Genomic DNA, 25361 nt, shown 5'->3' with positions numbered 1-25361 from the left:
CTGGGAGCCTGCGGGTCAGGCCGCCCGACTGACAGCGGCTTCTGCCAGTTGGCGTAACGCCACCAGCGGCACGTCCTCGAGGGGCAGGCGTTCCAGAGCTTCGAAGGCCCTATCGCTTAGCTCTGCGATCAGTGACTCTGTGGCCTCCAAGGCACCGCATTCAATCATGACGCGCCGTATTTCAGCTACCTCGTCCTCGCCGAGGTCGGGCTTGCCGAGCATGCGGTCCAGGAAGTCTGCCTCACTCGGCGGCGCCTGGTTGATGGCAAAACCAACCAGAACGGTGCGTTTGCCTTCCCGGAGGTCGTCTCCAGCGGGCTTGCCGGTCGTTTCGGGATCGCCAAAGACGCCCAGGACGTCGTCCCGCATTTGGAAAGCCTCACCCAGTGGTAAGGAAAACCCTGAATAACCGTTGAGCAAGCCGGAGGGAGCGCCAGCCAACGCCCCGCCCAACGCCAGCGGATGTTCGGTGGAGTATTTTGCGGACTTATACCGAATGATGGATTTTGCACGCTCCACGGACCCGGCTCTGTCACGGACGGGGCCGGCCACTTCTTCCAGGATGTCGAGGTACTGACCTGCCATCACTTCTGCCCGCATCACGTTGAAGATTCGGCGTGCAGGAGTTCCCGCTGCTGCCCTGGGGCCGATTTCCGTAAAGGACTCCTCGCTGAAGGAAAGGCAAAGGTCCCCGGTCAGGATGGCCGCTGCATCGCCGAAACGCCCGCTGTCCAGCGCCCAGCCATTCATTTCATGGAGCTGGCTGAACCGCTTGTGCACGCTCGGGCCACCGCGCCGCGTGTCGGATCGATCAATGATGTCGTCGTGGATCAGGGCCGCCGCTTGGAAAAGCTCCAGGGCGCACCCGGCCGTGATGATCCCTGGATCGGCGGCGGGGCCGCCGGCGCCCCTCCAGCCCCAGTAACACATCAGGGCCCGGAGACGTTTTCCGCCGGTGACCAGATTCGAAATCGATCCAATAAGCGGTTCCACATCGGGAGAAACCGAGGCCATAAGGTCCCGCTGCTCCGACATGAAGCCGCTCAGCTTGCCGGCAACACCGCTAATGAACTGTGTCTGCTCCGAAGTGACTTGGGAAGTTACCGTCACTTGACGGACCCGGCCGCCACGTTGGCACCAATGGTGAACGTTGAGACGCCCTCCTTTTGCCTGACCGAAACGTTTACCGTCTCACCGTCACCACGGATGAAGTCCAAGGAGGTGACATTGCCGACAGCCGACGGGCCGGGGACAAGTTTGAAGCCTTGCGCCTCCATTGAGGTCTTGTAGTAGTCCACAACACCTTCAGGTGGGGCTTTGATCGTGCCGACAAGAGCCACCGTGGCCACTGCCGCGCTCTTGTCCACGCTGCTGGAGCGGACGGAGGTCTTGGGCATTACCGGGATGAGTTGCTCAGGAAAACCAGGAACAAGTGCGTTCACGGTTGCCGTGGCGTCGGGTGCAGCTGCGGGGGTTTCCGTAAATGAGGTGGTTTCAGGCGATGCCGTGGAACCGGAAGCAGATGATGACGGAGTTGGCGTCGCCGACGATGGCGAGGAAGCGCTTGTGGCGGACGGCGCTGCCGAACCGCCGGGTGATGGGGTGCATGCTGAGGCCGCCAAGGCGACACTGACTGCGAGCAGGGTAAACCCTCGCGATTGAGGAGTTCCAAAGAGCTTCACAGGGTATCCTTCCTGGGGCTGAGCCGGACTGTGCCTCCAGTTTAGTCAGTGGCCGGGCATAGTATTGCCGTTGTGAGGCAGGAAGCATTCGGTGGCGCTCAAAGCGCCGGCAGCAAGCCCGCCCGCAGCGCCGAAGATGCCCTGCGGGAACTGCGGCGAACCAGCATACTTCACGTGGATATGGACGCTTTTTTCGTCTCCGTGGAATTGCGGAGCCGTCCCGATCTTCGGGGGAAACCGGTCATTGTTGGTTTTCCTGCAGAACGGTCCGTGGTGCTTTCCGCTTCTTACGAGGCCCGGGCCACTGGTGTGAAGTCGGCCATGCCGATGTCTATTGCCATGAGGCGGTGTCCATCGGCGGTGATCATCAACCCCCGGCACTCGGAGTACTACGAGGTCTCAGCCCGACTCATGGAGATTTTCGCCTCGATCACCGATCTGGTAGAGCCGCTGAGCGTTGACGAAGCCTTTTTGGACGTGGGCGGCGCGATTCGTCGTCTTGGGTCGCCGATGGATATCGGGCATCTCATCCGCCGCAGGGTCCACGCCGAACTTGGCATCACGGCATCTGTAGGGATTGCCAGCACCAAGTTTGTGGCCAAGATCGCCTCCACGCGGTGCAAGCCCGACGGTATTCTCCAGATCGATGCCGAGGACTCCATCCCTTATCTCCATAGTCTTCCTGTAGGCGCCTTGTGGGGTGTCGGCGGGAAAACCGCCGAAGTGCTCTCCCGTATGGGCATTCGCACAGTAGCGGATGTCGCGGCAACGCCCTTGGCATCTCTCAAGAAGGTGTTGGGAGCCAGCGGCGAACACGTTCATCGCCTGTCCATGGGAATCGACCCGCGACCCGTAACTCCGGCCAGGCTTGAGAAAAGCATCGGCGCAGAGGAGACGTTCTCCGTCGATACGGCGGACGATGCTCTACTTCACAGGGAATTGCTGCGACTCTCGCACCGTACCGCCATCCGGCTCAGGAGCTCAGGCATGCTGGCAAGGACCGTGGCATTGAAGCTGCGGTACTCGGACTTCTCCACAGTCACACGCAGCCGCACCGTGCACACCCCCGTGGACAGCGCGCAACTGATCTACCAAGTGGCCGTGCAGCTCCTTGAATCCTTGGGGGTGCGATCCATGAGCGTTCGACTGGTAGGAGTGCGGGCTGAGCAATTGGAACCGGCAGGCCAGACATCCCTGCAGTTGAGCCTTGACCGGCGGGACGACAACTGGCGGGCAGCCGAACAGGCGCTTGACCGGGTCTCTGAGCGTTTTGGGTCCAAAACGCTTCTTCCGGCACGGCTCCTGGAACGTGGAAAGCCACCTGCGGACTCCTGAGGGCAGCACGGGTGCCCCGCAGGACTCTTCGCGTCTTTCAGAACGGCGTCGGACAAACTATCCTATTTATTACAGAGATTTAGATCGTCTGGACAAACTGTTTCCTGAACAGTCGGCCCCGGGATGCCCGCTGAACCAAGAGGGAATTTTGGGGAACGATTTTCTTGGTCCGATCGTTGTGGAAACAGACGCACAGGACGCGTTATGTCCAGACGCTGGCTGACTAAAGGAGGTCGCGATGCCCCTCTCGGAGCATGAACAGAAGCTGCTTGAGCAACTTGAGAAGCAACTTCATGAGGACGATCCGAAGTTCGCCAACACCATGGGTTCGGATCCCATCCGCAGCTGGTCTACCAGGCATGTCATCCTCGGTGTGCTTGGTGCCATTGCCGGTATCCTCCTCCTGCTTGTTGGCGTATCAATGCAGGCGATACCTGTGGGTGTCCTGGGTTTCATCGTCATGGGTGCCGGCGTCTATTTTGCCACGTTACGTGGCGCGGCCTTCGGCAAAGGGAACAAGGGAAAACCCGGCAAGACCAAGCCCAAGAGTTCGTTCATGAGCAGTTTGGAAGAACGTTGGGACGAACGGCGTCGCGACGATAACTGACCGTCCCCTCCGGACTCCCAGCCGTCTCCCGCGGCCACTCCTGAATCAATCACGCCCCTAATTTCCCACAGGGAATAACGAAAGACCCGCGCTGCGGGTCTTTTCGCGTTTAAGGGCTGATCCTCTGGCTGGGGGAGTGGCGCTCCACTTCCCACCCTTTTCTCTACTTTTCACCCCTTTGCCCTGGACCTGGCCTGGCATTACCGGATCCGTGGCACGAAATCCGGGACGTTGACGCGGCTCGGCCTGCCCTCTGCCTCGGGCCCTCCACTTTCTGCCACTGCCCTAAAATCCGCGTGACTTCAGGCCTGATGATTCTCAAAGTGGTGGAGAAACGGCACCAACTGCGTTGACTGTGGTGCGTTGTGGAGTAAAGTGGAGTGCATAAGAGGGTAGTGGCAGTGTTGGGTATGTGCGGGCACCTTTGATTGAGGGGCGGTGGGCCAGTGTTTCTGGGTACTCACTCGCCGCGTCTCGATGAAAAGGGCCGGATCATCCTTCCCGCCAAGTTCCGTGAGGAGCTTGCCGACGGATTGGTTCTCACCAGGGGCCAGGAACGCTGCATCTACGTCTTCAGCCAGAAGGAATTCGAACGCATTCACGAGTCAATGCGGGAGGCGCCACTGTCTTCCAAGCAGGCACGTGACTACATTCGGGTTTTCCTGTCTGGAGCCTCTGACGAGGTACCTGACAAGCAGGGGCGCGTGACGATTCCGCCGGCGCTCCGGACATACGCAGGGCTTGGTCGGGAACTGGCGGTCATAGGTGCCGGTACCCGGGCGGAGATCTGGGATGCCGAAGCTTGGAACGAGTACCTCAACGAGAAGGAAGCAGCCTTCTCGGAAACGGATGACGACAATCTGCCCGGGTTCATCTGACCCCGGTTGGAGGAAGCCGCAGTCCAGCTTCTTGAATGGGATCTCCAGCCGCCCATCGAACTGTCTTCCTGGCTCAACTTCCCCTGAGCCAGGCCGGCCGAACGATAGGCGCGGATGGGGATCCGATTCAAGAATCAGCATGCAAGCGATTGAGGAAAGAGGAGGCAGCGTGGAAGAGCAGGACGCGGCAAAGCCCACATCGGAGCGCCACGTGCCCGTCCTGAAAGACCGCTGCATCAACTTGCTCGCTCCCGGGTTTGAGGCCGCCAGGAAACGCGGAGAAAGACCTGTCGCCATCGATGCAACCCTTGGCATGGGGGGCCACTCCGAGGCCATGTTGCAGCGCTTCCCTGACCTCCACCTCGTTGGCATCGACCGCGATGAGGAAGCTCTGGCCTTGGCCGGAGCCCGTTTGGAGCCCTTTTCCGACCGTACAGATCTTGTCCACGCGGTTTACGACGAGATTGAGGACGTCCTGCTGGACCTGGGCATACCGGAAGTTCATGGCATTCTCATGGACCTTGGGGTCTCGTCCCTGCAACTGGACGAGCGTGAGCGCGGATTCGCTTACTCCTACGACGCTCCTTTGGACATGCGGATGGATACCAGCCGCGGCCAAACGGCAGCTGATGTGGTCAACAACTACAGCGAAGACGAACTGGTGCGCATCATCCGGAAATGGGGCGAGGAGAAGTTTGCCGGGCGGATAGCCAACCGGATCGTCAACGCTCGCGCCGAGAAGCCATTCGCCACCACTGGGGAACTTGTGGAGCAAATCCGCAGCGTTGTCCCCGCTGCTGCGGCGAAGAGCGGCGGTCATCCGGCCAAACGCACGTTCCAGGCTCTAAGGATTGAGGTCAACGAGGAACTGGATGTCTTGGAACGTGCAGTTCCGGCAGCGGTAGCCGCGACGGCCATGGGTGGTCGGATCGTGGTCATGTCCTATCACTCCCTTGAGGACAAGATCGTGAAGTCCGTTTTCCAATCCGGTTCCAAATCGTCGGCACCACTCGGTTTCCCGGTTGAGCTTGAAGAACACAAACCCGAATTGAAGACCATCACCAAGGGCACGGAAGTGCCTACAGCAGCAGAAATCGCTGAAAACCCCCGCGCGGCGTCTGCCCGGTTGAGGGCAGTGGAGCGTATTAAACAGAGGAGAGCCGCATGAGCAACGCCGCAGCGAAGACTTTGTCCTCCACGGTGGGCAGCACTGCACGTGCGCTTCCGGTCCCGGCGGGAAAGCCCGACACTGCCCGCAAGGCGCGCACTCCTCTATCAGTGGTACGCAGTGCACCGGGAAAGCGAAGGACGCCGTTTGTGGTCCTGTGCTTCGTGGCAATGGCAGCCGCGCTCCTGACTGTCCTGGTGCTGAACATCTCCGTGTCCACAGCGCAGTACCAGTTGGTGCAGTTGAAAGCCGAAGCTGCCACGCTGAACAAAGAGAACCAGGACCTGACACAGAAGAAGCAGAACTTCGAAGCTCCGCAGAACCTCGCTGCGAAGGCTGCAGAATTGGGAATGGTTGCTTCCACCGTTAAGGGCCAGATCGATCTGAACACCATGGCTGTGACCGGCAAGGCATCACCGGCGGTTAAGGGAGATAGTCCCGGAGCCCTGCTTGCTGCTCCGGCTGTCGAGGGGTTGATTGATGTGGTTCCATCGGTGACTACCAAGGACCCGTTGGAAAGCCGCAAACCGGATGAAACTCAGTCGGCCCCGGCCGCAACGCCCCCGACTCCGGCGGCAACCCCGGCGTCTCCGGCAGCGACACCGCCCGTAGAACTCCACGGGGGATCGGTACCGGCTCCCCAGCAAAAGGCACCAGGGCAGTAGACCGTCAGTCCACCGAAGCAAGGCCAGCAGCAAGGAATCAACGTGGCAAAGAACCCCGGCACATCGAAAAAAACGAAGACGCCGGCGGCCAGAAAGCGGTTGCGCGTTGGCCTTGGCATCATGCTGACCTTGCTCCTGGTGGTGGGTGGCAAGCTGTTCATGGTTCAAGGCTTGGATATGGGCGGGATGGCTGAGGCTGCCTTGGCGAGCCGTCTCACTCCGCAAGTGCTCCCTGCCGAGCGGGGACAGATTGTTGATGCAAACGGGACGGTGCTGGCCAGCAGCGTGATCCGGTACAACATCGTGGTGGACCAGACCGTGAATACGAGCACGGAAACTTTCCACCGCTTCAATGAGAAGACCGAGAAACTGGACGAGATCACCCGTGATCAGGGGATCTCTGACCTGGCAGGGCTTCTGGGAGCGGATGAAAGTACTATCCGTGAGTCCTTGACCGGAGATAAGCAGTACTTCATGGTGGCAAAGGACGTTAAACCGGAACTGGAAGACCGGATTTCCAAGCTCTACATCCCTGGCCTTAGCGCGGAAGGTGTCAGCAAGCGCGTTTATCCCAACGGCAGCGTTGCCGGTGGCGTGGTTGGTTTCCTCAAAGATGGAACCAACGGGCAGGCGGGCATCGAACAAACCCAGGACGAGATTCTTCGTGGTGTTGAAGGTAAACGCGTCTTTGAGATCGGTGCTGATGGACTCAGAATTCCCGTGGCAACAGATGAGCTCACCCCGGCTGTTGATGGTAGCGACGTCAAGCTGACCATCAACACGGACATCCAGTACTTTGCGCAGCAGGCAATCCAAAGCCAAGTGAACAAGATGAACGCCGAATGGGGTTCCATCATTGTGATCGACACCAAGACGGGCAATCTCATTGCCTTGGCGGATACCAATTCGCCGGATCCCAATGACCCCGGGAAAGTTGATGCCAAGGATCGCGGTGTCAGGTCCGTGACAGCTGCCTACGAGCCCGGTTCCGTACAGAAGATGATCACTGCCGCAGCCGTGATCGAGGAGGGGAAGTCATTTCCCTTGGACCACTTCACTACCCCAGCGGCCTACACCATCGACGGGCAGACGTTCACCGACGCATTCGAGCACGGCACTGAAGAGCGCACCCTCGCCGGTATCCTCGGCTGGTCCATGAACACCGGAACGGTGATGGCGGGCAGCCGGCTCACCAAGGAACAACGCTACGACTGGCTGAAGAAATTCGGCATCGGTGAGCAGACGGACATCGGCCTTCCCGCGGAAGCCACTGGCATCCTGGCCAAGCCCGAGCAGTGGGACGACCGCCAGCAGTACACCGTGCTGTTCGGGCAAGGCGTTTCCCAATCGACACTCCAGACTGTGCGAGCCTTCCAAAGCATTGCCAACGATGGCGTGATGCTCCAGCCCAGGCTCATCGACAGCTACATCACTCCGGAGGGCGAGGAGCAAAAGGTTGCCGCCAAGGACTCCCGCCAAGTGGTATCCAAGGAAACAGCCCAGCAGGTCCGGGACATCCTGGAAAGCGCCGTGACCGAGGGCCAGATCAAGGATGCAGCCATTGACGGCTACCGCGTGGGCGCTAAGACGGGAACGTCCCAAGCTCCCCGGGAGGACGGGTTGCCGGGATTCGACGGCTTCACTGCCTCGATGGTGGGTATGGCACCCATGGACGACCCCAGGTTCATCGTGGAAGTGGTCCTTCAGCGCCCCAAGGGAAACATCTATGGAGTCACGAACGGACCAGTTTTCCGTTCAGTGATGTCGCAGGTCCTCCGGACCTACAACGTGGCCCCGTCCACTGGAACGCCCGCGCGGTTGCCCCAGTTCGTCAAGTAAGCTTTTTGGGCGTCTGTTCGGCCAAAAATCGATCCACCACTAACGGCCCGGGCGCCGCTGGCCCCAAGCCGGTCGTTCCACGAGCACCAACGGAGAACCACGTGTCAGAGCACAACGAGGCAGCTATCAGCGCCACTACGCAGGATGCCGGCCAGACCGGCTTTCGCCCCGCATCCGTGGCGGCAGTGCCGTTGGCAGTCATCGCGGACGCACTGGGTGTCGCCGCTCCGGATGCCAGCCGGGACAGGGGAGTGACAGGCATTACCCTCAACTCCAGGGCCGTCGAAGCAGGCGACCTTTATATGGCCTTGCCGGGAGCCTCCCGGCACGGTGCCGACTTCGTTCCGCAGGCAGTCGAGGCCGGCGCGGTTGCGGTGGTCACGGACGACGCCGGGGCGCGCCAGCTTGCGCTTGCGGGTGAGCAGCCCGTGCCGGTACTTATCGTCCAGCAGCCGCGAACCGCCGTCGGGCGCTTGGCAGCACTGATTTATCGCAGCCAGCCTGCCGATAGTGGCTTCCCGACGCTGTTCGGTGTCACCGGAACCAATGGGAAGACCACCACCACCTACTTCATCAACTCGTTGCTGCGCGCCCTGGGTAAGAAGCCCGGACTCATTGGAACCATTGAAATCCTTGCAGGCGGGGAGCCGATCCCCAGCCTCCTGACGACTCCGGAATCCACCGATGTCCACGCACTGCTTGCCCTGATGCGCGATCGGGGCCTGGACGCCGCATCCATGGAGGTCTCGTCACACGCCATCTCCTACCACCGCGTGGACGGAGTGATGTTCGACGTCGCAGGATTCACCAATCTCACCCAGGACCACCTGGACCTGCATGGCAGCATGGACGAGTATTTCCGAACCAAAGCTGAACTTTTCACTGCAGGTAGGGCCAGGCACGCTGTGGTCACGGTGGACGACGACTGGGGACGCAAGCTGGCGGATACCACCGACATTCCAGTCACGAGCCTCGCAACCAAGCCCCTGGATGCCGGTAGCGTAAGCGCCGACTGGAACGTTGCATCCATCACGGCGCGCGGTCTGGGCTCGGAATTTGAACTCAGGCACGTCGACGGAAGAAGCCTGCGCGTCCACACCGGCCTGCCGGGAGATTTCAACGTGGCAAATGCAGCTCTGGCTACGGTCATGGTCCTGGCATCCGGCGTGGACGAAAATTCCCTCCAGGCTGCTTTGGATGCGCATGATCCGTTCACCGTCGCAGTGCCTGGACGCATGCAGCTTGTCTCTGCGGAGCCGGCCTCCGTTGTTGATTTTGCCCACAATCCGGACGCTTTGTCCCGTGCCCTGGAAGCCGTCCGTTCACCCCTCGAGGGATCCCGTGTGATCGTGGTCTTCGGGGCAACGGGCCAGCGCGACCAAGGTAAGCGGCCCACAATGGGAGCCATCGCCGCCCGCCTTGCCGACATCGTGATCATCAGCGATGACGATCCGCACGACGAGGACGCAGCCGCGATCCGGGCCGAGGTCCTGCAGGGTGCGTACGCAGCCCGGGATTCCGAAAACCTGAACAGCGAAATCATTGAGTCCTACCCGCGGGATGCAGCCATCAAGCTGGCCGTGGACATGGCAACCAGCAAGGACACTATTCTCATCGCCGGGCGCGGCCACGAGGTGTGGCAAGAGGTCAAGGGAGTGAACCTGGCCCTGGACGACAGGGTGGAGTTGCGGGCTGCCTTGACATCCAAGGGATTCAGCGTTTCAGCGGACCAGCGGATAGAGTCCTAAACCGAGATGATTGCACTTACTGCGGCGGAGATCGCCGACCTCACCCATGGCCGATTGACCGGAGCTCCGGACATCGTGCCCACTTCCGTCGTCACTGATTCACGGGAAGCGACGCCCGGATCGCTGTACGTGGCCAAGCCCGGCGAGCACGCCGATGGTCACGATTTCGTCGACGCCGCTTTCGAACGCGGTGCCGTTCTGGTTCTCGGCGAACGCGAAGTGACCGATGCCGACGGCCGTCCCTATCCCGCCGTCGTGGTTGAGGATGCTGTCTTGGCCATGGGCGCGTTGGCTGCGGAAGCCGTCCGCCGCATCCGGGCTGAGCGGCAGAGCCGCGGCGAGGACTTTACGGTCATTGGCATCACCGGATCAGCGGGCAAGACCACCACCAAGGACCTCCTTGCCGGTGTGCTGTCCACCGCCGGAGCCACTGTGGCTCCCCAGGGTTCCTACAATGGCGAGGTGGGCGTCCCGTTGACGGTATTTGCCGCTGACGCCAATACCCGCTTCTTGGTGATCGAGATGGGCGCTACCGGTCTGGGCCACATCAAATACCTGGCAGAGATGGTCAAGCCGGACATCGGCGTGGTCCTGGTGGTTGGCACCGCTCACGCCGGCGAGTTCGGTGGTGTGGAGAACATCGCCAAGACCAAAGGCGAACTGGTGGAAGCCCTCGGCGAGCACGGTACAGCCGTGATCAACCTCGATGATGGCAGGGTGGCTGCCATGCGCACCCGGACTCAAGCCAAAGTCCTGGGCTTCACGGCGTCGCCCGCTACCACCGAAGAGGTGGAAGCCCGCAACGTTGTGGTCAACGGGCAAGGCTTTCCTGAGTTTGATCTGGTGCTTCCCGACGGCGGCCCTTCCGTTGAGGTGCGAAGCCGCCTGATCGGTGGCCACCACGTCACGAATCTGTTGGCCGCAGCCGCAGCCGCGTTCGCCGCTGGCATCCCGGCCGCTGATATCGCCTCCTCGCTTAGCTCCCAGTCGGCGGCCAGCCGCTGGCGGATGGAGCGTACTGAACGTGAAGACGGCGTCACCATCATCAACGACGCTTACAACGCCAACCCGGAATCGATGCGGGCTGCCCTGCGCACGCTGGCGGACCTTGGACAGGGCCGAAGGACGTGGGCCGTTCTTGGTGCGATGCTCGAGCTGGGGGAGGACTCAATCCGCGAGCACACGGCCGTAGGTACCCAGGTGGTGCGGTTGAACATCTCCAGGCTGGTGGTAGTGGGACGCGAAGCCCGTGCCCTCTACATCTCCGCTATCCAGGAAGGCTCCTGGGGCGACGAGTGTTCGTTTACGGAGACTGTGGAAGAAGCCTATGAGCTGCTTCAAAATGAGCTGAAACCCGGAGACCTGGTGCTCTTCAAGTCCTCCAACGGCGTTGGACTACGGCATTTGGGTGATCGGATAGCATTACCTCCACGGGCCGAGCCCACCGGAGACAACGCGGCCGAAGCTGCCGCAAGCGAAGGGAACGAGCTGCTGTGATTGCACTTTTGATCGGCGCCGGCGTCGCCCTTCTGGTGGCCCTGATAGGGACGCCCCTTTTCATCAGGTTCCTGGTGGCCAAGAGCTACGGACAATTCATCCGTGACGACGGACCCACTTCCCACCACACCAAGCGCGGCACCCCCACCATGGGCGGAACCGTGGTGGTGGCCGCGGTGCTCATCAGCTACTTCGTGACACACCTGATCATGTGGATGATGAACCCGGACTCTGCCGGGCCATCGGCATCCGGGCTGCTTCTGCTGTTCCTCATGGTGGGCATGGGCTTTGTAGGCTTCCTCGATGACTTCATCAAAATTTCCAACAAGCGCAGCCTCGGCCTCAATGCACGCGCCAAGCTGATCCTCCAAGCTGCCGTTGGCATCATCTTCGCGGTCCTGGTTCTCCAGTTCCCCAACGAGGACGGCCTGCGTCCTGCCTCTACCCAGATTTCCCTGGTGCGGGATATCCCTTGGTTGGACCTTGCCTTCGGCGGCACGGTAGTGGGTGCCATCCTGTTCGTGCTCTGGTCCAACCTGATCATCACCGCGGCTACCAACGGCGTGAACTTGACTGATGGCCTGGATGGATTGGCTGCCGGAGCATCCATCATGGTCTTCGGCGCCTACACCATCATGGGGATCTGGCAGAACAACCAGGCCTGCGGCTCACCACGGGAAGCCGGCAGCGGTTGCTATCAGGTACGTGACCCCATGGACCTTGCCCTGCTGGCGGCGATCCTCAGTGCTGCTTTGGTGGGATTCCTGTGGTGGAATACATCACCCGCGAAGATCTTCATGGGCGACACAGGATCCCTGGCCATTGGTGGTGCCGTCGCGGCGTTTGCCATCCTGTCACGCACCGAACTCCTGCTTGCCTTCATCGGTGGCCTCTTCGTCCTGATCACCCTCTCCGTCATCATCCAAGTGGGCTTCTTCAAGCTCAGTGGTGGAAAGCGTGTTTTCAAGATGGCACCACTACAGCACCACTTTGAATTGAAGGGCTGGGATGAAGTTACCGTTGTGGTCCGGTTCTGGATCCTCGCAGGGCTCTTCGTGGCTGCCGGCCTTGGAATTTTCTATGCTGAATGGGTGGTGCTGCTGTGAACGAAAACCCGGATATGACGCCGTCGAACGCCGACAGGCTCAACGAGCTCACCAGCTGGGATGCTGACTGGGCCGGCCTGCGCGTCGTGGTGACGGGCATCGGCGTCTCCGGCTTTTCAGCTGCAGACACCCTGATCGAACTTGGCGCAAAGGTAGTGGTGGTTGACGCCGCCACCAGTGCAAAAGCCAAAGCCCAAGCCGACACCTTGAAAATTGTCGGGGCCGCTGATGTGCTGTTGGGGGAGGAAGCCGTTCAGGCGCTCCCGTTGATCGACGGAACGTTGCCCGAGCTTGTGGTGACCTCTCCGGGTTGGCGCCCTGACCAGGCCCTGCTTGCCGCAGCGAAGCGGAAGCACATCGCTGTCTGGGGCGACGTGGAGCTCGCGTGGCGGCTCAGGGAGCGGGCAGGACGCAAGACGGCGGACTGGCTGACGATTACCGGCACCAACGGCAAGACCACCACCGTGGGCATGGCTGAATCCATGCTGCAGGCAGCCGGACTTAAGGCGATTGCAGTGGGAAACGTCGGCACGCCTATTCTTGACGCGCTCCGGGATCCCGTGGACTACGACGCTTTCGCTGTTGAGCTCTCCAGCTTCCAACTGCACTGGAGCCACTCGTTGTCACCCGTGGCAAGTGTCTGCCTGAATGTTGCCGAGGACCACGTCGATTGGCACGGCTCCTACGCTTCGTACCTCGCGGACAAAGCCAAGGTGTATGAGAACACGCAGAGGGCCGCGATCTATAACGCGGAACAAATTGAAACTGAGCGGATGGTGGAGAACGCCGACGTTGTGGAAGGGTGCCGGGCCATCGGCTTCACCACCAACACACCGGCTGTGAGCATGCTGGGCGTTGTGGATGGCCTCCTTGTTGACCGGGCCTTTATTGCTGAGCGCAAGGACTCCGCGGCCGAACTTGCTGCGATGTCCGATCTTGGTCCAGTGGCACCTCGCCACATGGTGGCCAACGCCCTCGCGGCGGCGGCCCTCGTCCGTGCCTACGGAATTGAACCAGCCGCTGTGAAACAGGGGCTGACTAACTATCTGCCGGGTGCTCACCGCATCCAGTTGGTAGCCAACCACAACGACGTCCTGTGGATCAACGACTCCAAGGCAACCAACCCGCACGCGGCATCGGCCGCCCTCTCGGCTTTCCAGCAGGTTGTCTGGATCGCCGGAGGCCTCTCCAAGGGCGTCAACTACGACGACCTCGTCAAAGAGCACGCACCTCGCTTGAAGGCCGTTGTGCTCATTGGCACCGACACAGAGGCGTTGGAGGCAGCACTCCAACGACACGCACCGGATGTCCCCGTGATCGCGCCCCCCAAGGGCGACACTGAAGGAGTGCAGACCGCAGCCGGAGACGCCGCTTCGCCAATCTACGGTGAGACCATCATGGCCCAGGCCGTAGCTTCGGCCGCCGGAGTGGCAACGCCCGGCGATACCGTCCTGATGGCACCGGCGGCTGCATCCATGGATCAGTTCTCTTCCTACGCTCACCGTGGCGACGCTTTCGTCCTGGCAGTTCGCGAGCTTGTGGAAGGGCAGGCACCGACCACCGAGGAGTAACAATGGTCAGCACGCCCACCCGCACCCGCGGCAAAGAACCCCGGGACGGGATGTCCAAGGCCGCGTCTGTTGACGACAGCCGGCCCAAGAGGCTCCGCGGACACCTGCGCGGCTTCTGGGAGAGCCTTGAAGGCAAGGGCAAAGCTCCCAACAGCTCCACGTACTACCTGATTCTCGGCTGTGCTCTCGCTTTGACGGCCATAGGCATCATGATGGTGTTGTCCGCCTCCAGCGTTGAAGCCATCTCCGAGGGTAAGTCGCCCTATGCTGATGCCCTCAAACAGGCGGTCTTCGGCGTCGTTGGACTTATTGCGATGTACGTCATCTCACGCACCAACGTGAACTGGATGAAAAAACTGTCCTGGTGGGCGCTCGGGGCCGTGATTGTCCTCCTTGCCTTGGTGCAGGTCATGGGCAACACCGTCAACGGCAACAAGAACTGGATAGACATCGGCGGCGTCACCCTGCAGCCCTCCGAGATGGCCAAGCTGATCCTCTGCGTCTGGATCGCAGCTGTCCTGGCACGGAAGCAGAAGCTCCTTCACCGTTGGATGCACGTCATCATTCCCGTGGTTCCGGGCGCAGGCCTTGTGATTGCGTTGGTGATGTTGGGCAACGACCTCGGAACTGTCATCGTCATCGCGGCGATCACCGCTGCCGGGCTGTACTTCGCGGGCGTACCGGGCCGCATGCTGGCCATCGCCGGCGCGGTTGGTGCAGTCGGTGCGGTCCTGGGCACCATCAGCAGCTCCAACAGGATCTGCCGCATCACGTCGTGGTTGGAAACTGCCTCCCAGCAGTGCACCGAGCAGTTCGACTTCGATTTCCAATCCACCAACGGCATGTACGGCCTTGCGCAGGGAAGCTGGACCGGTTTGGGCCTTGGACAAAGCCGGCAGAAATACAACTGGTTGCCGGAAGCCCACAACGACTTCATTTTCGCGATAATCGGCGAGGAACTTGGCCTCGTGGGGACCATCGTGGTCCTGGTCCTCTTCGCGATTCTGGGTATTGCCATCTTCCGTGTGGTGGTCAGGCAGACCGATCCATTCCAGCGCACCCTTGCGGGTGGAATCATGGTGTGGCTGCTCGGCCAGGCAAGCATGAACATGGCCGTGGTGACCCAACTCCTACCCGTGGTGGGTGTGCCGCTTCCGTTCATCTCCTACGGCGGCTCCGCGCTGATCATGTCCCTCTGTGGCGTGGGCGTAGTGTTGTCTTTGGCCCGCGGCCAACTGCCAGCGCAGCAGCGTTCAGGATTCCTGCCGCGACTCATGTCCAAGACCGCACGAAAGCGTACCTAGCACTTCATGACTTTTGATTCCGCCAACGCATCCAAGCCCTTATCCGTCGTCCTGGCCGGCGGCGGAACTGCCGGTCATGTCAGCCCGTTGCTGGCCATTGCCGATGCCATCAGGGACAAGCGTCCGGAGGCCGCCATCCTTGCTGTTGGCACGCCGTCGGGCATGGAAACCCGCCTCGTCCCGGCCGCCGGGTACGAACTTGCCACCATCGACCGGGTCCCGTTTCCGCGCAGGCCCTCAGCGGACCTCGTGAAGCTGCCCGCCCGTTTGAGCGGGGCGGTTCGGCAGGCCCGGCGCATCCTGGAGGAATCCCGCGCGGACGTTCTGGTGGGTGTGGGCGGCTACGTCTGCACACCCATGTACCTTGCTGCCAGGCAACTCAGAATTCCCATCGTCATCCATGAGGCCAACATGAAGGCCGGCCTGGCCAACCGGGTCGGCGCCCGGTTCAGCAACCATGTTGCCGCGGCATTTGCCGGTACCCGTTTGAGGGGTGCACGCCACGTAGGCATGCCCATGCGCCGGGCCATCTCGCAACTTCACAGGACTGTTGCTGCTCCTGCCGCAAAGGCTGCGCTTGGCTTGGATGCCCACCGGCCTGCGCTGATTGTCACAGGCGGCTCGTCAGGGGCGTTGAGCATCAACCGTGCCATCACGGCCGCCCTTCCCGCGCTGGCGGCTGCCGGTGTGCAGACCCTCCACATCACAGGCATCGGCAAAGCCGTCAAGAATGACGACGGCGGACTTCTCGCCGCCGACGGCTATCGGCAGGTTGAGTACGTGGACGGCATGGAAAACGTTTATGCTGCTGCCGATGTCCTTCTCGCCCGTGCCGGCGCTGGAACAGTCAGCGAAGTGGCGGCGGTGGGAGTTCCTGCAGTATTTGTGCCCCTGCCCATCGGCAATGGAGAGCAGGCACTGAATGCTGCTCCCTTGGTTGCCGCCGGTGGCGCGATGCTGGTGCAGGATAAGGACCTCAGCCCGGAGTGGCTTCGAAGCGAAGTGATTCCGCTTCTCACAGATAGCAGCAGGCTCAACGACATGGCCCGTAAATCCGAGGCCCTCGGTATCAGAAACGCCGATCAGCGCATGGCTGATCTTGTCTTGGAAGCGGTATCCGCATGAGCACCAACATCGCCCGCCTGGAGTCCCTCGGACGCGTTCACTTCATCGGCATCGGAGGAGTGGGGATGTCCGCCGTCGCACGCATCATGGTGTCTCGGGGGGTCCCGGTCAGCGGCACGGATGCCAAGGATTTGCCGGTCATGCGAGACCTCTCTTCGGCAGGAGCGCGCATCGCCGTGGGCTATGACGCCGGAAACGTGGGCGATGCCCAGACGGTTGTGGCCGGCTCGGCCATCCGTGCGGACAATCCGGAGCTTTTGGCGGCGCGTGATGCCGGGCTGCCCGTGCTGCACCGTTCAGAGGCGCTTGCCGCCACCATGGCCGGGCACCGGGTGGTAACCGTGGCGGGAACCCACGGCAAATCCACAACGACTTCCATGGTTGCCGTCCTGCTCAAGGAAGCCGGCTTGGATCCCTCCTTCGCCATCGGCGCGAATGTTCCGGCACTTGGCGTTAATGCGGCACATGGGGCATCCGATATTTTCGTGGCAGAGGCCGATGAATCGGACGGTTCGTTCCTCAACTACCGGCCCTTGATTGCTGTGGTCACCAACGTCGAGGCCGATCACTTGGATCACTATGGTACGCCGGAAGCCGTCTTTGCCTCCTTCGATGCCTTTGCTGCCCTCCTTCCCGCTGATGGCGTCCTGCTGGCATGTGCCGACGACGCCGGTGCCCGGGCCTTGGCGGAGCGTACAGCGTCCCGGGGGACCACGCGGGTGCTGACGTACGGCACCTCCGACAACGCGGACATCCGACTTCACGACGGCGGCCCGGGCGACGTGTCGGTTGCCTATAACGGTTCCGTCAACAAACTCGAACTTCAGGTACCGGGGCGGCACAATGCCCTGAACGCGGCAGCTGCGTTCGCCGTCGCCGTCGAACTCGGCGTGGAACCCGGGGCTGCAGCGGCGGCACTGGGCCACTTCACGGGCGCGTCCCGGCGCTTTGAACTAAAGGGACAAGGCAGGGGAGTGCGGGTCTATGACGACTATGCCCACCATCCCACGGAGGTCCGTGCAGCTCTATCGGCGGCCCGTTCCGTCGCCGCCGGCAACAAGGTGCACGTCCTCTTCCAGCCGCATCTGTTTTCGCGCACCCGTGAGTTCTCACAGGAGTTCGCGGCCGCGCTGGACCTGGCGGATACCGCCCTGGTCCTGGACATCTATCCAGCCCGTGAGGACCCTATTCCTGGTGTGACAAGCACGCTGATCACTGAGCATCTGGTGAACGGACGGCTGGTTTCCGCCGATGAAGCCGTTGACGCCGTGGCAGCCGTCGCAAGCGACGGCGATGTGGTCCTGACGGTGGGCGCCGGAGACGTCACTGCCTACGGGCCCGCCATTGTGGAGGCGTTGGGTGGCTAGCACCCGCAAGCCCACGTTCAAACCGGCTACCGACCCACGCCGAAGCAGTGCTGGCCGTCCCCGAGGTGATGACTCCGCGGAGGTCATCAGTGCACAGCGTTCCGTTGAACCTGAGAAAAATACCCCGGAGAAGCCGGCGACCCCTGCCAAGTCCACAGGCGGCGCCTCAAAGACCGCGGGCGGGCCCGGCAAAGACGGCAAGACTTTGCCAGCGGACAACGTCATTGCCTTTCCTGAGCCGAAGAAGCGCCGCCAACGGCGAATCGTGCTCTGGACGCTTTCGATTGTGGCCGTTGTGGTCGGTGCCTTGATTGCAGGGGCGATATTTTCGCCCGTGCTTGCAGTCCGGACAATCACGGTGGATGGCACGACGTTGCTGACGCCGGACGCGGTGCAGAAAGCACTGTCCGGCCTCGAAGGGAAGCCGCTCCCACAGCTCAGCGAGCAGGAGATCAACGAGCTCCTGAAACCGTTGGTTCAAGTCCGGTCGGCCACCATGGAAGCGCGGCCACCGTCGGAGTTGCTGGTGCACGTTGACGAACGAGTCCCGGTGGCACTCCTGAAACAGGGCGACTCCTACGTCATGGTGGACGTGGACGGTGTGCAGCTCGGTGCAACGAAGGACTTGTCCACCGTAGCGCTGCCGCTGATCGACGCCGGGGTAGGCACAACCAACACGGAGTTGTTCAAAGCGATTGCTGCTGTGCTGGACACTTTGCCCGCGGATATCCTGGCCAGGATGTCCACCGCCTCTGCAGCATCGGCGGATGCCGTAGAGCTGAAACTGGTGGACGGAAAAACGGTAGTGTGGGGCAATGCCGAGGACAGGGAACTAAAGTCGAAGGCGCTTGAAGCGCTCCTGAGGATGCCGGCGGACCCGAAAGTTCCGGTCAGTGTCTACGACGTCAGTGTTCCCCGGCATCCATTTACAAAATAGGCAGCATTGAGAACGTAACCTGCGGCCGGCGGTGGCCTTATTTCGCGACAATCACACGACACGCGCAAGCGGAGATTGCATGTGGGAACCAGAGGAAATACCGTCGCAGTAGAGTTACTTGACATAACTATAACCTTCAACTAGAGGGTTAAGGTCCAAGGATTCAAGTTGGACTCGATCAGTTTCGCTATAGGACACAAGCAAGGGGCACGAAACGTGGCAGCACCGCAGAATTACTTGGCCGTCATCAAGGTCGTCGGCATCGGCGGCGGTGGCGTGAACGCAGTCAACCGCATGATCGAGGTCGGCCTTCGGGGCGTCGAGTTCATCGCCATCAACACCGATGCGCAGGCGCTGCTCATGAGCGACGCCGACGTCAAGCTCGACGTCGGACGTGAACTCACCCGCGGCCTCGGCGCCGGGGCAAACCCTGAGGTCGGCAAGCAGGCAGCAGAAGACCACGCCGACGAGATCGAAGAAGTTCTCCGTGGTGCTGACATGGTCTTCGTTACTGCAGGCGAGGGTGGCGGCACCGGAACCGGTGGCGCTCCCGTGGTCGCGCGCATCGCCCGCTCCCTCGGTGCGCTGACCATTGGCGTCGTGACCCGTCCGTTCACCTTCGAAGGCCGACGCCGCGCCGGCTCTGCTGAGGCCGGCATTGACGCCCTCCGCGACGAAGTCGACACTTTGATCGTCATCCCCAACGATCGCCTCCTGTCCATCAGCGATCGCAACGTGTCCGTCCTGGACGCCTTCCGCTCCGCGGACCAGGTGCTCCTCTCCGGTGTTCAAGGCATCACGGACCTCATTACCACCCCGGGCCTGATCAACCTCGACTTCGCTGACGTCAAGTCAGTGATGCAGGGCGCAGGATCGGCCCTCATGGGCATCGGTTCCGCCCGTGGTGAAGACCGGGCCGTCAAGGCTGCCGAATTGGCCATCGCCTCCCCGCTCCTGGAGGCTTCCATCGACGGTGCCCACGGTGTCCTTCTTTCCATCCAGGGCGGCTCCGATCTCGGGCTGTTCGAGATCAATGAGGCTGCCCGCCTTGTGCAGGAAGTGGCCCACCCCGAGGCAAACATCATCTTTGGTGCCGTCATTGACGACGCCCTGGGTGACGAAGCACGCGTGACTGTCATTGCTGCAGGCTTCGATGACGTCAAGGCGACTTCGCCCTCCATGGACCAGTCACGGCCGGCACAGAACCCTGTGCCCTCGGATCGTCCGGCTGCTCCGAGCAGCGCGCCTTCCAGCGCTGCTGCACCACAGCACGCTACGGCTGGTATCGGCGCAGCAGGGTTGAGCAACTGGGGCCAGCAGCGTCCTTCCGCCCTCCCCGCGGACTCCGGCTTCGATGTCGACCTTCCCGCAGTGGTTGAACCCGACCTCTCGGGCAGCCGCTCCGACGACCTCGACGTTCCCGACTTCCTGAAGTAAGCCACGTTCGGAGAGTCAGTACCAGGTGTTTTGGTGGCGGAATGAAGTACGGCCCGGCGTTTCTGTAGCCTTCACGGATGCAGGCGCCGGGAACCTGGCTCTCCATGTGGGGGACCACCCCTCGGACGTGATGGCCCGTCGCGCCCGGTTGGAACAGGCCATTGGCCTGAGCGCCAGTGGTCCGGGTGCAGGGCAATTCCAATATATGGATCAGGTCCACGGGAACCACGTTGAGTTCATTGCAGCTCACGGTCCCGGACCCACTGCCGATGCGATGGTTTCCGCCGCCGGAGGATCGTCCAGCTCGCAAACGCCCGCAACATTCCCGCGTCCACCACAGCCTCTGGCTGTCATGGTGGCTGATTGCGTCCCCGTTGTGCTCGTTGGGACGGACGCCGGCGACAACCCTGTCATAGCTACTGCCCACGCCGGGCGTCCCGGTGTCGCTTCGGCCGTTGTGCCTGCCGCCGTCGACGAAATGCGTCGCCGGGGAGCCATGGATATCAGTGCGTGGCTCGGTCCGTCCATCTGCGGATCCTGTTATGAGGTCCCGGAACAGCTGCGGGCCGACGTCGCAGCAAAAGTTCCCGAAACGTGGTCTTCCACCTTGTGGGGAACGCCGGCACTGGACCTGCCGGCAGGTGTCCGGGCCCAATTGGCTGCACTCCATGTCACGGTGGAGTATTCCGGAGCATGCACCCTCGAAAACGACTCCTTATTCTCTTACCGGCGGGACTCCCGAACCGGTCGATTCGCAGGTTTGGTGTGGACGCATGACTAGCCTTGGGTATGACAATGAACAGCGGCAGGATTCGGGCGGTGACGCCCGCACCGCTGAGCTTTCTGATCGGCTCGGCCTGGTCCGGCAAAGGATGGATTCGGCCGTCCACGCTGCTGGACGAACTGATTCACCGCGGCTGATTGTGGTCACCAAGTTCCATCCGGCGGCGGACGTCCGTCGCTTGGTCTCCCTCGGCGTTACGGATGTCGGCGAAAACCGCGACCAAGAAGCCGCCGCCAAGAGTGCTGAGCTCGCAAACGTTGACGTCAAGTGGCATTTCATTGGCCAGCTTCAGAGTAACAAGGCGAAGTCCGTGGCCAAGTATGCCTCGTCGGTCCAGTCCATAGACCGCGCGGCGGTTGTTGACGCTTTGGCCAAGGCCATCGCCCGCGAAAAGGATGCCACAGGGCGAAGCGACCTTGATTGCTTCATCCAGGTCAGCTTGGACGACGACGCCGGTGCGCACCGGGGCGGTGCCAACCCCTCCGACGTCGAGGTCCTCGCAGGAAAAATAGAATCAGCTGAAGGGCTGCGGTTGGCAGGGTTAATGGCCGTGGCGCCGCTGGGGGCCGATCCGAACGCCGCGTTTGAGAAGCTCGCCGTGATTTCCCAGGCACTCCGCGCCGTTCACCCCGCTGCAACAGGTATTTCTGCGGGGATGAGCCAGGACCTGGAAGCAGCGGTGAAGTTCGGGGCGACACACCTGAGAATTGGCTCCGATATTCTCGGTTCCCGTCCGGCCGTGGGGTAGCGTCAAAGTATTGGAATGACGGGCCGGGGTTCCAATATGTCAAGTCATGGCGGCCCGCCTACTGCAGAAATGATAGGAGTGCACCATGGCTGGCGCTCTGCGCAAGACAATGATCTATCTTGGGCTCGCCGACGGCGATGAACACTACGAATCTGAGCAGTCCGTCGCCACGCACCACGATGAAGAACGCCCCCAGGCACAGGAACGGGAAGAGCGCCGTGCGCCTGCTCCCGTCCGGGAAGTTGTCCGTGAAATGCCCATTGTTGATGCCGAAGAGGAATACCGCGCACCCGTGACACCCATCAAGCGTGCGGCGTCCAGCCGCGAAGATGCCTCGGGCTTGAGGCAGATCACCACCGTTCACCCGCGTTCATACAACGATGCCAAGGTCATCGGTGAGAGTTTCCGGGATGGCATTCCTGTGATCATGAATGTCACCGATATGGGTGAAGCCGACGCCAAGCGACTCGTGGACTTCTCTGCGGGCCTCGTTTTCGGCCTGCACGGCAGCATCGAGAGGGTGACCAACAAAGTCTTCCTGTTGTCGCCGTCGTACGTTGAGGTCATCGGAGATGACAAGAAGGCCAGCGAAACGCAGGCCAGCTTCTTCAACCAGAGCTGACAACAGTCTTTTGCGGATGCCAGGCGGGTCAACCTGCCTGGCATCTGTGTTGCAATAGTAGGGACCGATCCGCATTCCGGAACAAGTGGGAGATCTGAGCTAACTCGTGGGCATTGTTTTCGGCCTTATCTATATTGTGTTGTTGCTGTTCTTCATTGCCCTGATCATCCGACTCATCTTCGAATGGGTCCAGATGTTCGCCCGCCAGTGGCGGCCAAGGGGTGTGGCGTTGGTTACAGCCCATGTGGTGTACTCCGTGACGGATCCTCCCCTTGGCAGGCTCCGGAGACTCATACCACCCCTTCAACTGGGCGGAATATCGCTGGATTTGGGCTTCCTGATCCTGATTATTGCCGTCAGCATTGCCATGGCAGTGACCAGCAGCCTGGCGTAGCTGCTCCGCGGAACCCGGGCCACCGATGGTCCATAGGCCGCAAATTCTCCAAATCAACACGATGGTGTTGAATTGGAGGAACAAGATGATATTTAGGTACCGTAGTTTTGAACGGCCGGAAGGCCTACTGACTAACTAGACCAACGAGGTGACCAGATGGCTTTGACGCCAGAAGACGTTGTCAACAAGCGCTTTCAGCCGACCAAGTTCCGCGAAGGCTACGACCAGGATGAGGTCGATGACTTCCTCGACGAGATCGTGGTGGAACTTCGCCGCTTGAACCAGGAGAACGACGAACTTCGCAAGAAGCTCGGCGAGGCCGGATCCGCTGTCCCCGCTGCAGCTGCTGCTGCCCCGGTCGTCGAGAAGGTTCCGGCTCCGGTCAAGGTCGACAAGGAAGCCGAGGCGAAGGCGGAAGCCGAAGCCAAGGCTGCCGAAGCCGCCAAGAAGAAGGAAGCCGAGCAGGCTGCAGCCGCTGCCGCAGCTCCGAAGGCACCCGCTGCCAGCAACGGCGTCACCTCTTCCGCTGAGTCTGCTGCAGGCCTGCTTGCCATGGCGCAGCAGATGCACGACAAGCACGTTTCAGACGGTGCGCAGCAGAAGGAAAAGATCATCGCCGAGGCTCAGATAGAGGCTTCCAGCCTCGTCAACGACGCCCAGGAGAAGTCCCGCAAGATTCTTGGTGCCCTCGAGCAGCAGCGCTCTGTTCTTGAGCGCAAGGTTGAGCAGCTCCGCGGCTTCGAGCGCGACTACCGTTCACGCCTGAAGGCTTACATTGAGGGTCAGCTCCGCGACCTCGACGCCCGTGGTTCCGTCGCTGCCCCTGAGGTCGGCGAAGCAACCGCCGACGTTTAGCAAGTATTCTGAAAGCCGGTGGCTGAGGACTCCTCGGCCGCCGGCTTTCGCTGTTAATGACTGACAGCAGCCAAAAGCTGACAGCAGCCCGCCACGCTTCCCGAATGAAAGCACTATGACCGACGACTTCACCGCTGATGCCGCACAACCGGCGCCTGCCGGGCGCCGTAAGTGGCGTCCTGCCATGCTTTGGCTCTTTGCCGGCTTCGCCGTGTTCGCCTATGTATTTGACCAGCTCACCAAGCTCTGGGTGACCAGCACCATGACGGAGGGTGAGCGCATTCCTGTGCTTCCCCCGCTGCTGCACTGGTACTACATCCGTAATTCCGGGGCGGCGTTTTCCATCGGCGAGAACGTGACGTGGATCTTCACGATCGTCATGGCAGCTGTTTCCGTGGCGATCCTCTTCCAAGTGCGAAAGTTGGGTTCTGCATGGTGGGCGCTTTCCCTGGGACTGTTGCTGGGAGGGGCTCTCGGCAACTTAACCGACCGTTTGTTCCGTGAGCCATCCTTCGCCATGGGGCACGTGGTGGACTTCATCCAATTGCCGAACTTCGCCATCTTCAACATCGCCGACTCTGCGGTGGTGTCCGGCGTCGTTATTATTTGCCTCCTGACGCTGCGAGGCGTCGGCATGGATGGAACGCGGCATGTGGCAGCCCCCAAGCCCGCCAAAGATGCGAAGCCTGCGGGCGGCTCCACCGGGGAGTCTGCTGGTGAGTGATTCTGTGGTGGTCCCCGAAGAGCTTGCCGGCGTTCGCGTTGACGCAGGCCTGGCGCAGCTTCTGGACATTTCCCGGTCCGCGGCGGCGCTGCTGATTTCCGAGGGAAACGTCACAAGCGGCGGAGTGGCACTGGGTAAATCGGCAAAGCTCGTTGCCGGCGCGTTGATTGACATCACGGTTCCCGAGCGTCCGGATCCCTTGGAAGTCGTGGAGGAAGTTGTGGAAGGCCTGAAGATCCTGCTGGACGACGAGGAATTCGTTGTCATCGACAAGCCTGTAGGGGTCGCTGCCCATCCCTCGCCCGGCTGGGTGGGCCCCACTGTAGTGGGGGGTCTCGCGGGCGCCGGATACCGGATTTCAACCTCAGGGGCGCCGGAGCGGGCGGGAATCGTTCACAGGCTCGACGTCGGTACTTCCGGCGTGATGGTCGTGGCCAAGACCGAGCACGCTTACACGGTGCTGAAGAGGGCGTTCAAGGAACGCACGGTGGAGAAGGTTTATCACGCAGTCGTTCAGGGACTGCCTGATCCGCTGCAGGGCACTATTGACGCGCCGATCGGGCGTCACCCCGGCCATGACTGGCGATTCGCCGTCATCGAGGACGGCCGGCCGTCAGTGACCCACTACGAGGTCCTGGAAGCTTTTGGCAAGGCGACACTGGTGGAAGTCCACCTGGAAACGGGCCGTACACACCAGATCCGCGTCCACTTCTCGGCCCTTCGGCATCCGTGTGCCGGAGATCTCACCTATGGGGCAGACCCTCGGCTCGCTGCGAACCTCGGCCTCACCCGGCAATGGTTGCACGCCCGCCAGTTGGGCTTCACCCACCCCCGCACGGGCGATTGGGTTGAAGTCAGCAGCGACTACCCGGCGGACCTCCAGTACGCCCTGGACTTGCTCGCGACAGGCTCCGCATAGACGGAACTCACCGCCCGGGGCCGGCTTCTGTCTGACCCGGGACGGTAGA

24 protein-coding genes are annotated in these 25361 nt (G+C 61.5%); 22 read left to right on the top strand and 2 right to left on the bottom strand.

Annotated features, from left to right (window positions below; genetic code table 11):
* Positions 1-15: 15 nt before the first annotated feature.
* Both M1D89_RS14900 and M1D89_RS14895 read right to left on the bottom strand, forming a co-directional pair.
* Positions 16-1110, bottom strand: a complete 1095-nt coding sequence (locus tag M1D89_RS14900) for a polyprenyl synthetase family protein (protein WP_498644626.1) — start codon at positions 1108-1110, stop codon at positions 16-18.
* A complete protein-coding gene (locus M1D89_RS14895) occupies positions 1107-1682 on the bottom strand; it encodes a hypothetical protein (RefSeq protein ID WP_498644624.1) in 576 nt (191 codons plus the stop codon). Before M1D89_RS14895 ends, M1D89_RS14900 begins: the two co-directional genes overlap by 4 nt.
* 72 nt (positions 1683-1754) lie before the next feature.
* On the opposite strand from M1D89_RS14895, the gene dinB reads away from it, so the two are divergent.
* The 22 genes from dinB (at position 1755) to M1D89_RS14785 (ending at position 25312) form a co-directional block, all read left to right on the top strand.
* The gene (dinB, locus tag M1D89_RS14890) at positions 1755-3017 is read left to right on the top strand and encodes a DNA polymerase IV (protein WP_498644622.1); all 1263 of its coding nucleotides are present in this window, start codon (positions 1755-1757) and stop codon (positions 3015-3017) included.
* A gap of 238 nt (positions 3018-3255) precedes the next feature.
* A complete protein-coding gene (locus M1D89_RS14885) occupies positions 3256-3624 on the top strand; it encodes an SCO2097 family morphological protein (protein ID WP_498644620.1) in 369 nt (122 codons plus the stop codon).
* A 446-nt stretch (positions 3625-4070) separates the two neighbouring features.
* On the top strand, positions 4071-4502 hold the full coding sequence (mraZ, locus tag M1D89_RS14880) for a division/cell wall cluster transcriptional repressor MraZ (RefSeq protein ID WP_017200836.1): 432 nt from the start codon (positions 4071-4073) through the stop codon (positions 4500-4502).
* A gap of 139 nt (positions 4503-4641) precedes the next feature.
* Positions 4642-5670, top strand: a complete 1029-nt coding sequence (rsmH, locus tag M1D89_RS14875) for a 16S rRNA (cytosine(1402)-N(4))-methyltransferase RsmH (RefSeq protein WP_498644617.1) — start codon at positions 4642-4644, stop codon at positions 5668-5670.
* Positions 5667-6335: a cell division protein FtsL gene (ftsL, locus tag M1D89_RS14870; RefSeq protein WP_498644615.1), complete on the top strand. Its 669-nt coding sequence runs from the start codon at positions 5667-5669 to the stop codon at positions 6333-6335. The genes rsmH and ftsL overlap by 4 nt, the downstream gene beginning before the upstream one ends.
* A 42-nt stretch (positions 6336-6377) precedes the next feature.
* Positions 6378-8174, top strand: coding sequence for a peptidoglycan D,D-transpeptidase FtsI family protein (locus M1D89_RS14865; RefSeq protein WP_498644613.1), 1797 nt, complete (start codon positions 6378-6380; stop codon positions 8172-8174).
* A 101-nt stretch (positions 8175-8275) separates the two neighbouring features.
* Positions 8276-9922: a UDP-N-acetylmuramoyl-L-alanyl-D-glutamate--2,6-diaminopimelate ligase gene (locus M1D89_RS14860; RefSeq protein WP_498644611.1), complete on the top strand. Its 1647-nt coding sequence runs from the start codon at positions 8276-8278 to the stop codon at positions 9920-9922.
* 6 nt (positions 9923-9928) lie between these two features.
* Positions 9929-11419: a UDP-N-acetylmuramoyl-tripeptide--D-alanyl-D-alanine ligase gene (locus M1D89_RS14855; protein ID WP_498644609.1), complete on the top strand. Its 1491-nt coding sequence runs from the start codon at positions 9929-9931 to the stop codon at positions 11417-11419.
* Positions 11416-12525 (top strand): phospho-N-acetylmuramoyl-pentapeptide-transferase, encoded by a 1110-nt coding sequence (gene mraY / locus M1D89_RS14850; protein ID WP_011774413.1) that lies wholly within the window; start codon positions 11416-11418, stop codon positions 12523-12525. The genes M1D89_RS14855 and mraY overlap by 4 nt, the downstream gene beginning before the upstream one ends.
* On the top strand, positions 12507-14096 hold the full coding sequence (gene murD, locus M1D89_RS14845; RefSeq protein ID WP_498644606.1) for a UDP-N-acetylmuramoyl-L-alanine--D-glutamate ligase: 1590 nt from the start codon (positions 12507-12509) through the stop codon (positions 14094-14096). The genes mraY and murD overlap by 19 nt, the downstream gene beginning before the upstream one ends.
* Positions 14097-14098: 2 nt before the next feature.
* Positions 14099-15400, top strand: a complete 1302-nt coding sequence (ftsW, locus tag M1D89_RS14840) for a putative lipid II flippase FtsW (RefSeq protein ID WP_498644604.1) — start codon at positions 14099-14101, stop codon at positions 15398-15400.
* Between the two features lie 6 nt (positions 15401-15406).
* On the top strand, positions 15407-16525 hold the full coding sequence (murG, locus tag M1D89_RS14835; protein WP_498644602.1) for an undecaprenyldiphospho-muramoylpentapeptide beta-N-acetylglucosaminyltransferase: 1119 nt from the start codon (positions 15407-15409) through the stop codon (positions 16523-16525).
* Entirely contained in the window at positions 16522-17892 is a 1371-nt protein-coding gene (gene murC, locus M1D89_RS14830; RefSeq protein WP_498644600.1) for a UDP-N-acetylmuramate--L-alanine ligase, read from the top strand. The genes murG and murC overlap by 4 nt, the downstream gene beginning before the upstream one ends.
* Entirely contained in the window at positions 17885-18829 is a 945-nt protein-coding gene (locus M1D89_RS14825) for a cell division protein FtsQ/DivIB (RefSeq protein ID WP_498644598.1), read from the top strand. The genes murC and M1D89_RS14825 overlap by 8 nt, the downstream gene beginning before the upstream one ends.
* A gap of 216 nt (positions 18830-19045) precedes the next feature.
* Positions 19046-20266, top strand: a complete 1221-nt coding sequence (ftsZ, locus tag M1D89_RS14820) for a cell division protein FtsZ (RefSeq protein ID WP_011774419.1) — start codon at positions 19046-19048, stop codon at positions 20264-20266.
* Positions 20267-20291: 25 nt separating this feature from the next.
* Positions 20292-21047 (top strand): purine nucleoside phosphorylase YfiH/LACC1 family protein, encoded by a 756-nt coding sequence (locus M1D89_RS14815; protein WP_498644595.1) that lies wholly within the window; start codon positions 20292-20294, stop codon positions 21045-21047.
* Positions 21040-21798, top strand: coding sequence for a YggS family pyridoxal phosphate-dependent enzyme (locus M1D89_RS14810; protein WP_498644593.1), 759 nt, complete (start codon positions 21040-21042; stop codon positions 21796-21798). The genes M1D89_RS14815 and M1D89_RS14810 overlap by 8 nt, the downstream gene beginning before the upstream one ends.
* An 85-nt stretch (positions 21799-21883) precedes the next feature.
* Positions 21884-22420, top strand: a complete 537-nt coding sequence (locus M1D89_RS14805) for a cell division protein SepF (protein ID WP_498644591.1) — start codon at positions 21884-21886, stop codon at positions 22418-22420.
* A gap of 106 nt (positions 22421-22526) precedes the next feature.
* The gene (locus M1D89_RS14800; RefSeq protein ID WP_017200850.1) at positions 22527-22814 is read left to right on the top strand and encodes a YggT family protein; all 288 of its coding nucleotides are present in this window, start codon (positions 22527-22529) and stop codon (positions 22812-22814) included.
* Positions 22815-22970: 156 nt separating this feature from the next.
* Positions 22971-23669, top strand: coding sequence for a DivIVA domain-containing protein (locus M1D89_RS14795; protein WP_498644588.1), 699 nt, complete (start codon positions 22971-22973; stop codon positions 23667-23669).
* Positions 23670-23784: 115 nt separating this feature from the next.
* Positions 23785-24393, top strand: coding sequence for a signal peptidase II (gene lspA, locus M1D89_RS14790; protein ID WP_498644586.1), 609 nt, complete (start codon positions 23785-23787; stop codon positions 24391-24393).
* Positions 24386-25312 (top strand): RluA family pseudouridine synthase, encoded by a 927-nt coding sequence (locus tag M1D89_RS14785; protein WP_498644584.1) that lies wholly within the window; start codon positions 24386-24388, stop codon positions 25310-25312. Before lspA ends, M1D89_RS14785 begins: the two co-directional genes overlap by 8 nt.
* Positions 25313-25361 lie beyond the last annotated feature (49 nt).

The organism is Arthrobacter sp. D3-18 (genome assembly GCF_054408525.1).
The sequence above is the reverse complement of the archived record's forward strand: the minus strand, read 5'-3'. Positions and strand labels throughout refer to the sequence as shown.

Bases quoted from the DNA above. Each gene is read 5' to 3' on its own strand.
- M1D89_RS14855 (WP_498644609.1), top strand. From the start codon at position 9,929: ATGATTGCACTTACTGCGGCGGAGATCGCCGACCTCACCCATGGCCGA.
- M1D89_RS14795 (WP_498644588.1), top strand. From the start codon at position 22,971: ATGGCTTTGACGCCAGAAGACGTTGTCAACAAGCGCTTTCAGCCGACC.
- rsmH (WP_498644617.1), top strand. From the start codon at position 4,642: ATGCAAGCGATTGAGGAAAGAGGAGGCAGCGTGGAAGAGCAGGACGCG.
- M1D89_RS14885 (WP_498644620.1), top strand. From the start codon at position 3,256: ATGCCCCTCTCGGAGCATGAACAGAAGCTGCTTGAGCAACTTGAGAAG.
- M1D89_RS14805 (WP_498644591.1), top strand. From the start codon at position 21,884: ATGGCTGGCGCTCTGCGCAAGACAATGATCTATCTTGGGCTCGCCGAC.
- M1D89_RS14810 (WP_498644593.1), top strand. From the start codon at position 21,040: ATGACTAGCCTTGGGTATGACAATGAACAGCGGCAGGATTCGGGCGGT.
- ftsW (WP_498644604.1), top strand. From the start codon at position 14,099: ATGGTCAGCACGCCCACCCGCACCCGCGGCAAAGAACCCCGGGACGGG.
- murD (WP_498644606.1), top strand. From the start codon at position 12,507: ATGGGTGGTGCTGCTGTGAACGAAAACCCGGATATGACGCCGTCGAAC.
- ftsL (WP_498644615.1), top strand. From the start codon at position 5,667: ATGAGCAACGCCGCAGCGAAGACTTTGTCCTCCACGGTGGGCAGCACT.
- lspA (WP_498644586.1), top strand. From the start codon at position 23,785: ATGACCGACGACTTCACCGCTGATGCCGCACAACCGGCGCCTGCCGGG.
- murG (WP_498644602.1), top strand. From the start codon at position 15,407: ATGACTTTTGATTCCGCCAACGCATCCAAGCCCTTATCCGTCGTCCTG.
- murC (WP_498644600.1), top strand. From the start codon at position 16,522: ATGAGCACCAACATCGCCCGCCTGGAGTCCCTCGGACGCGTTCACTTC.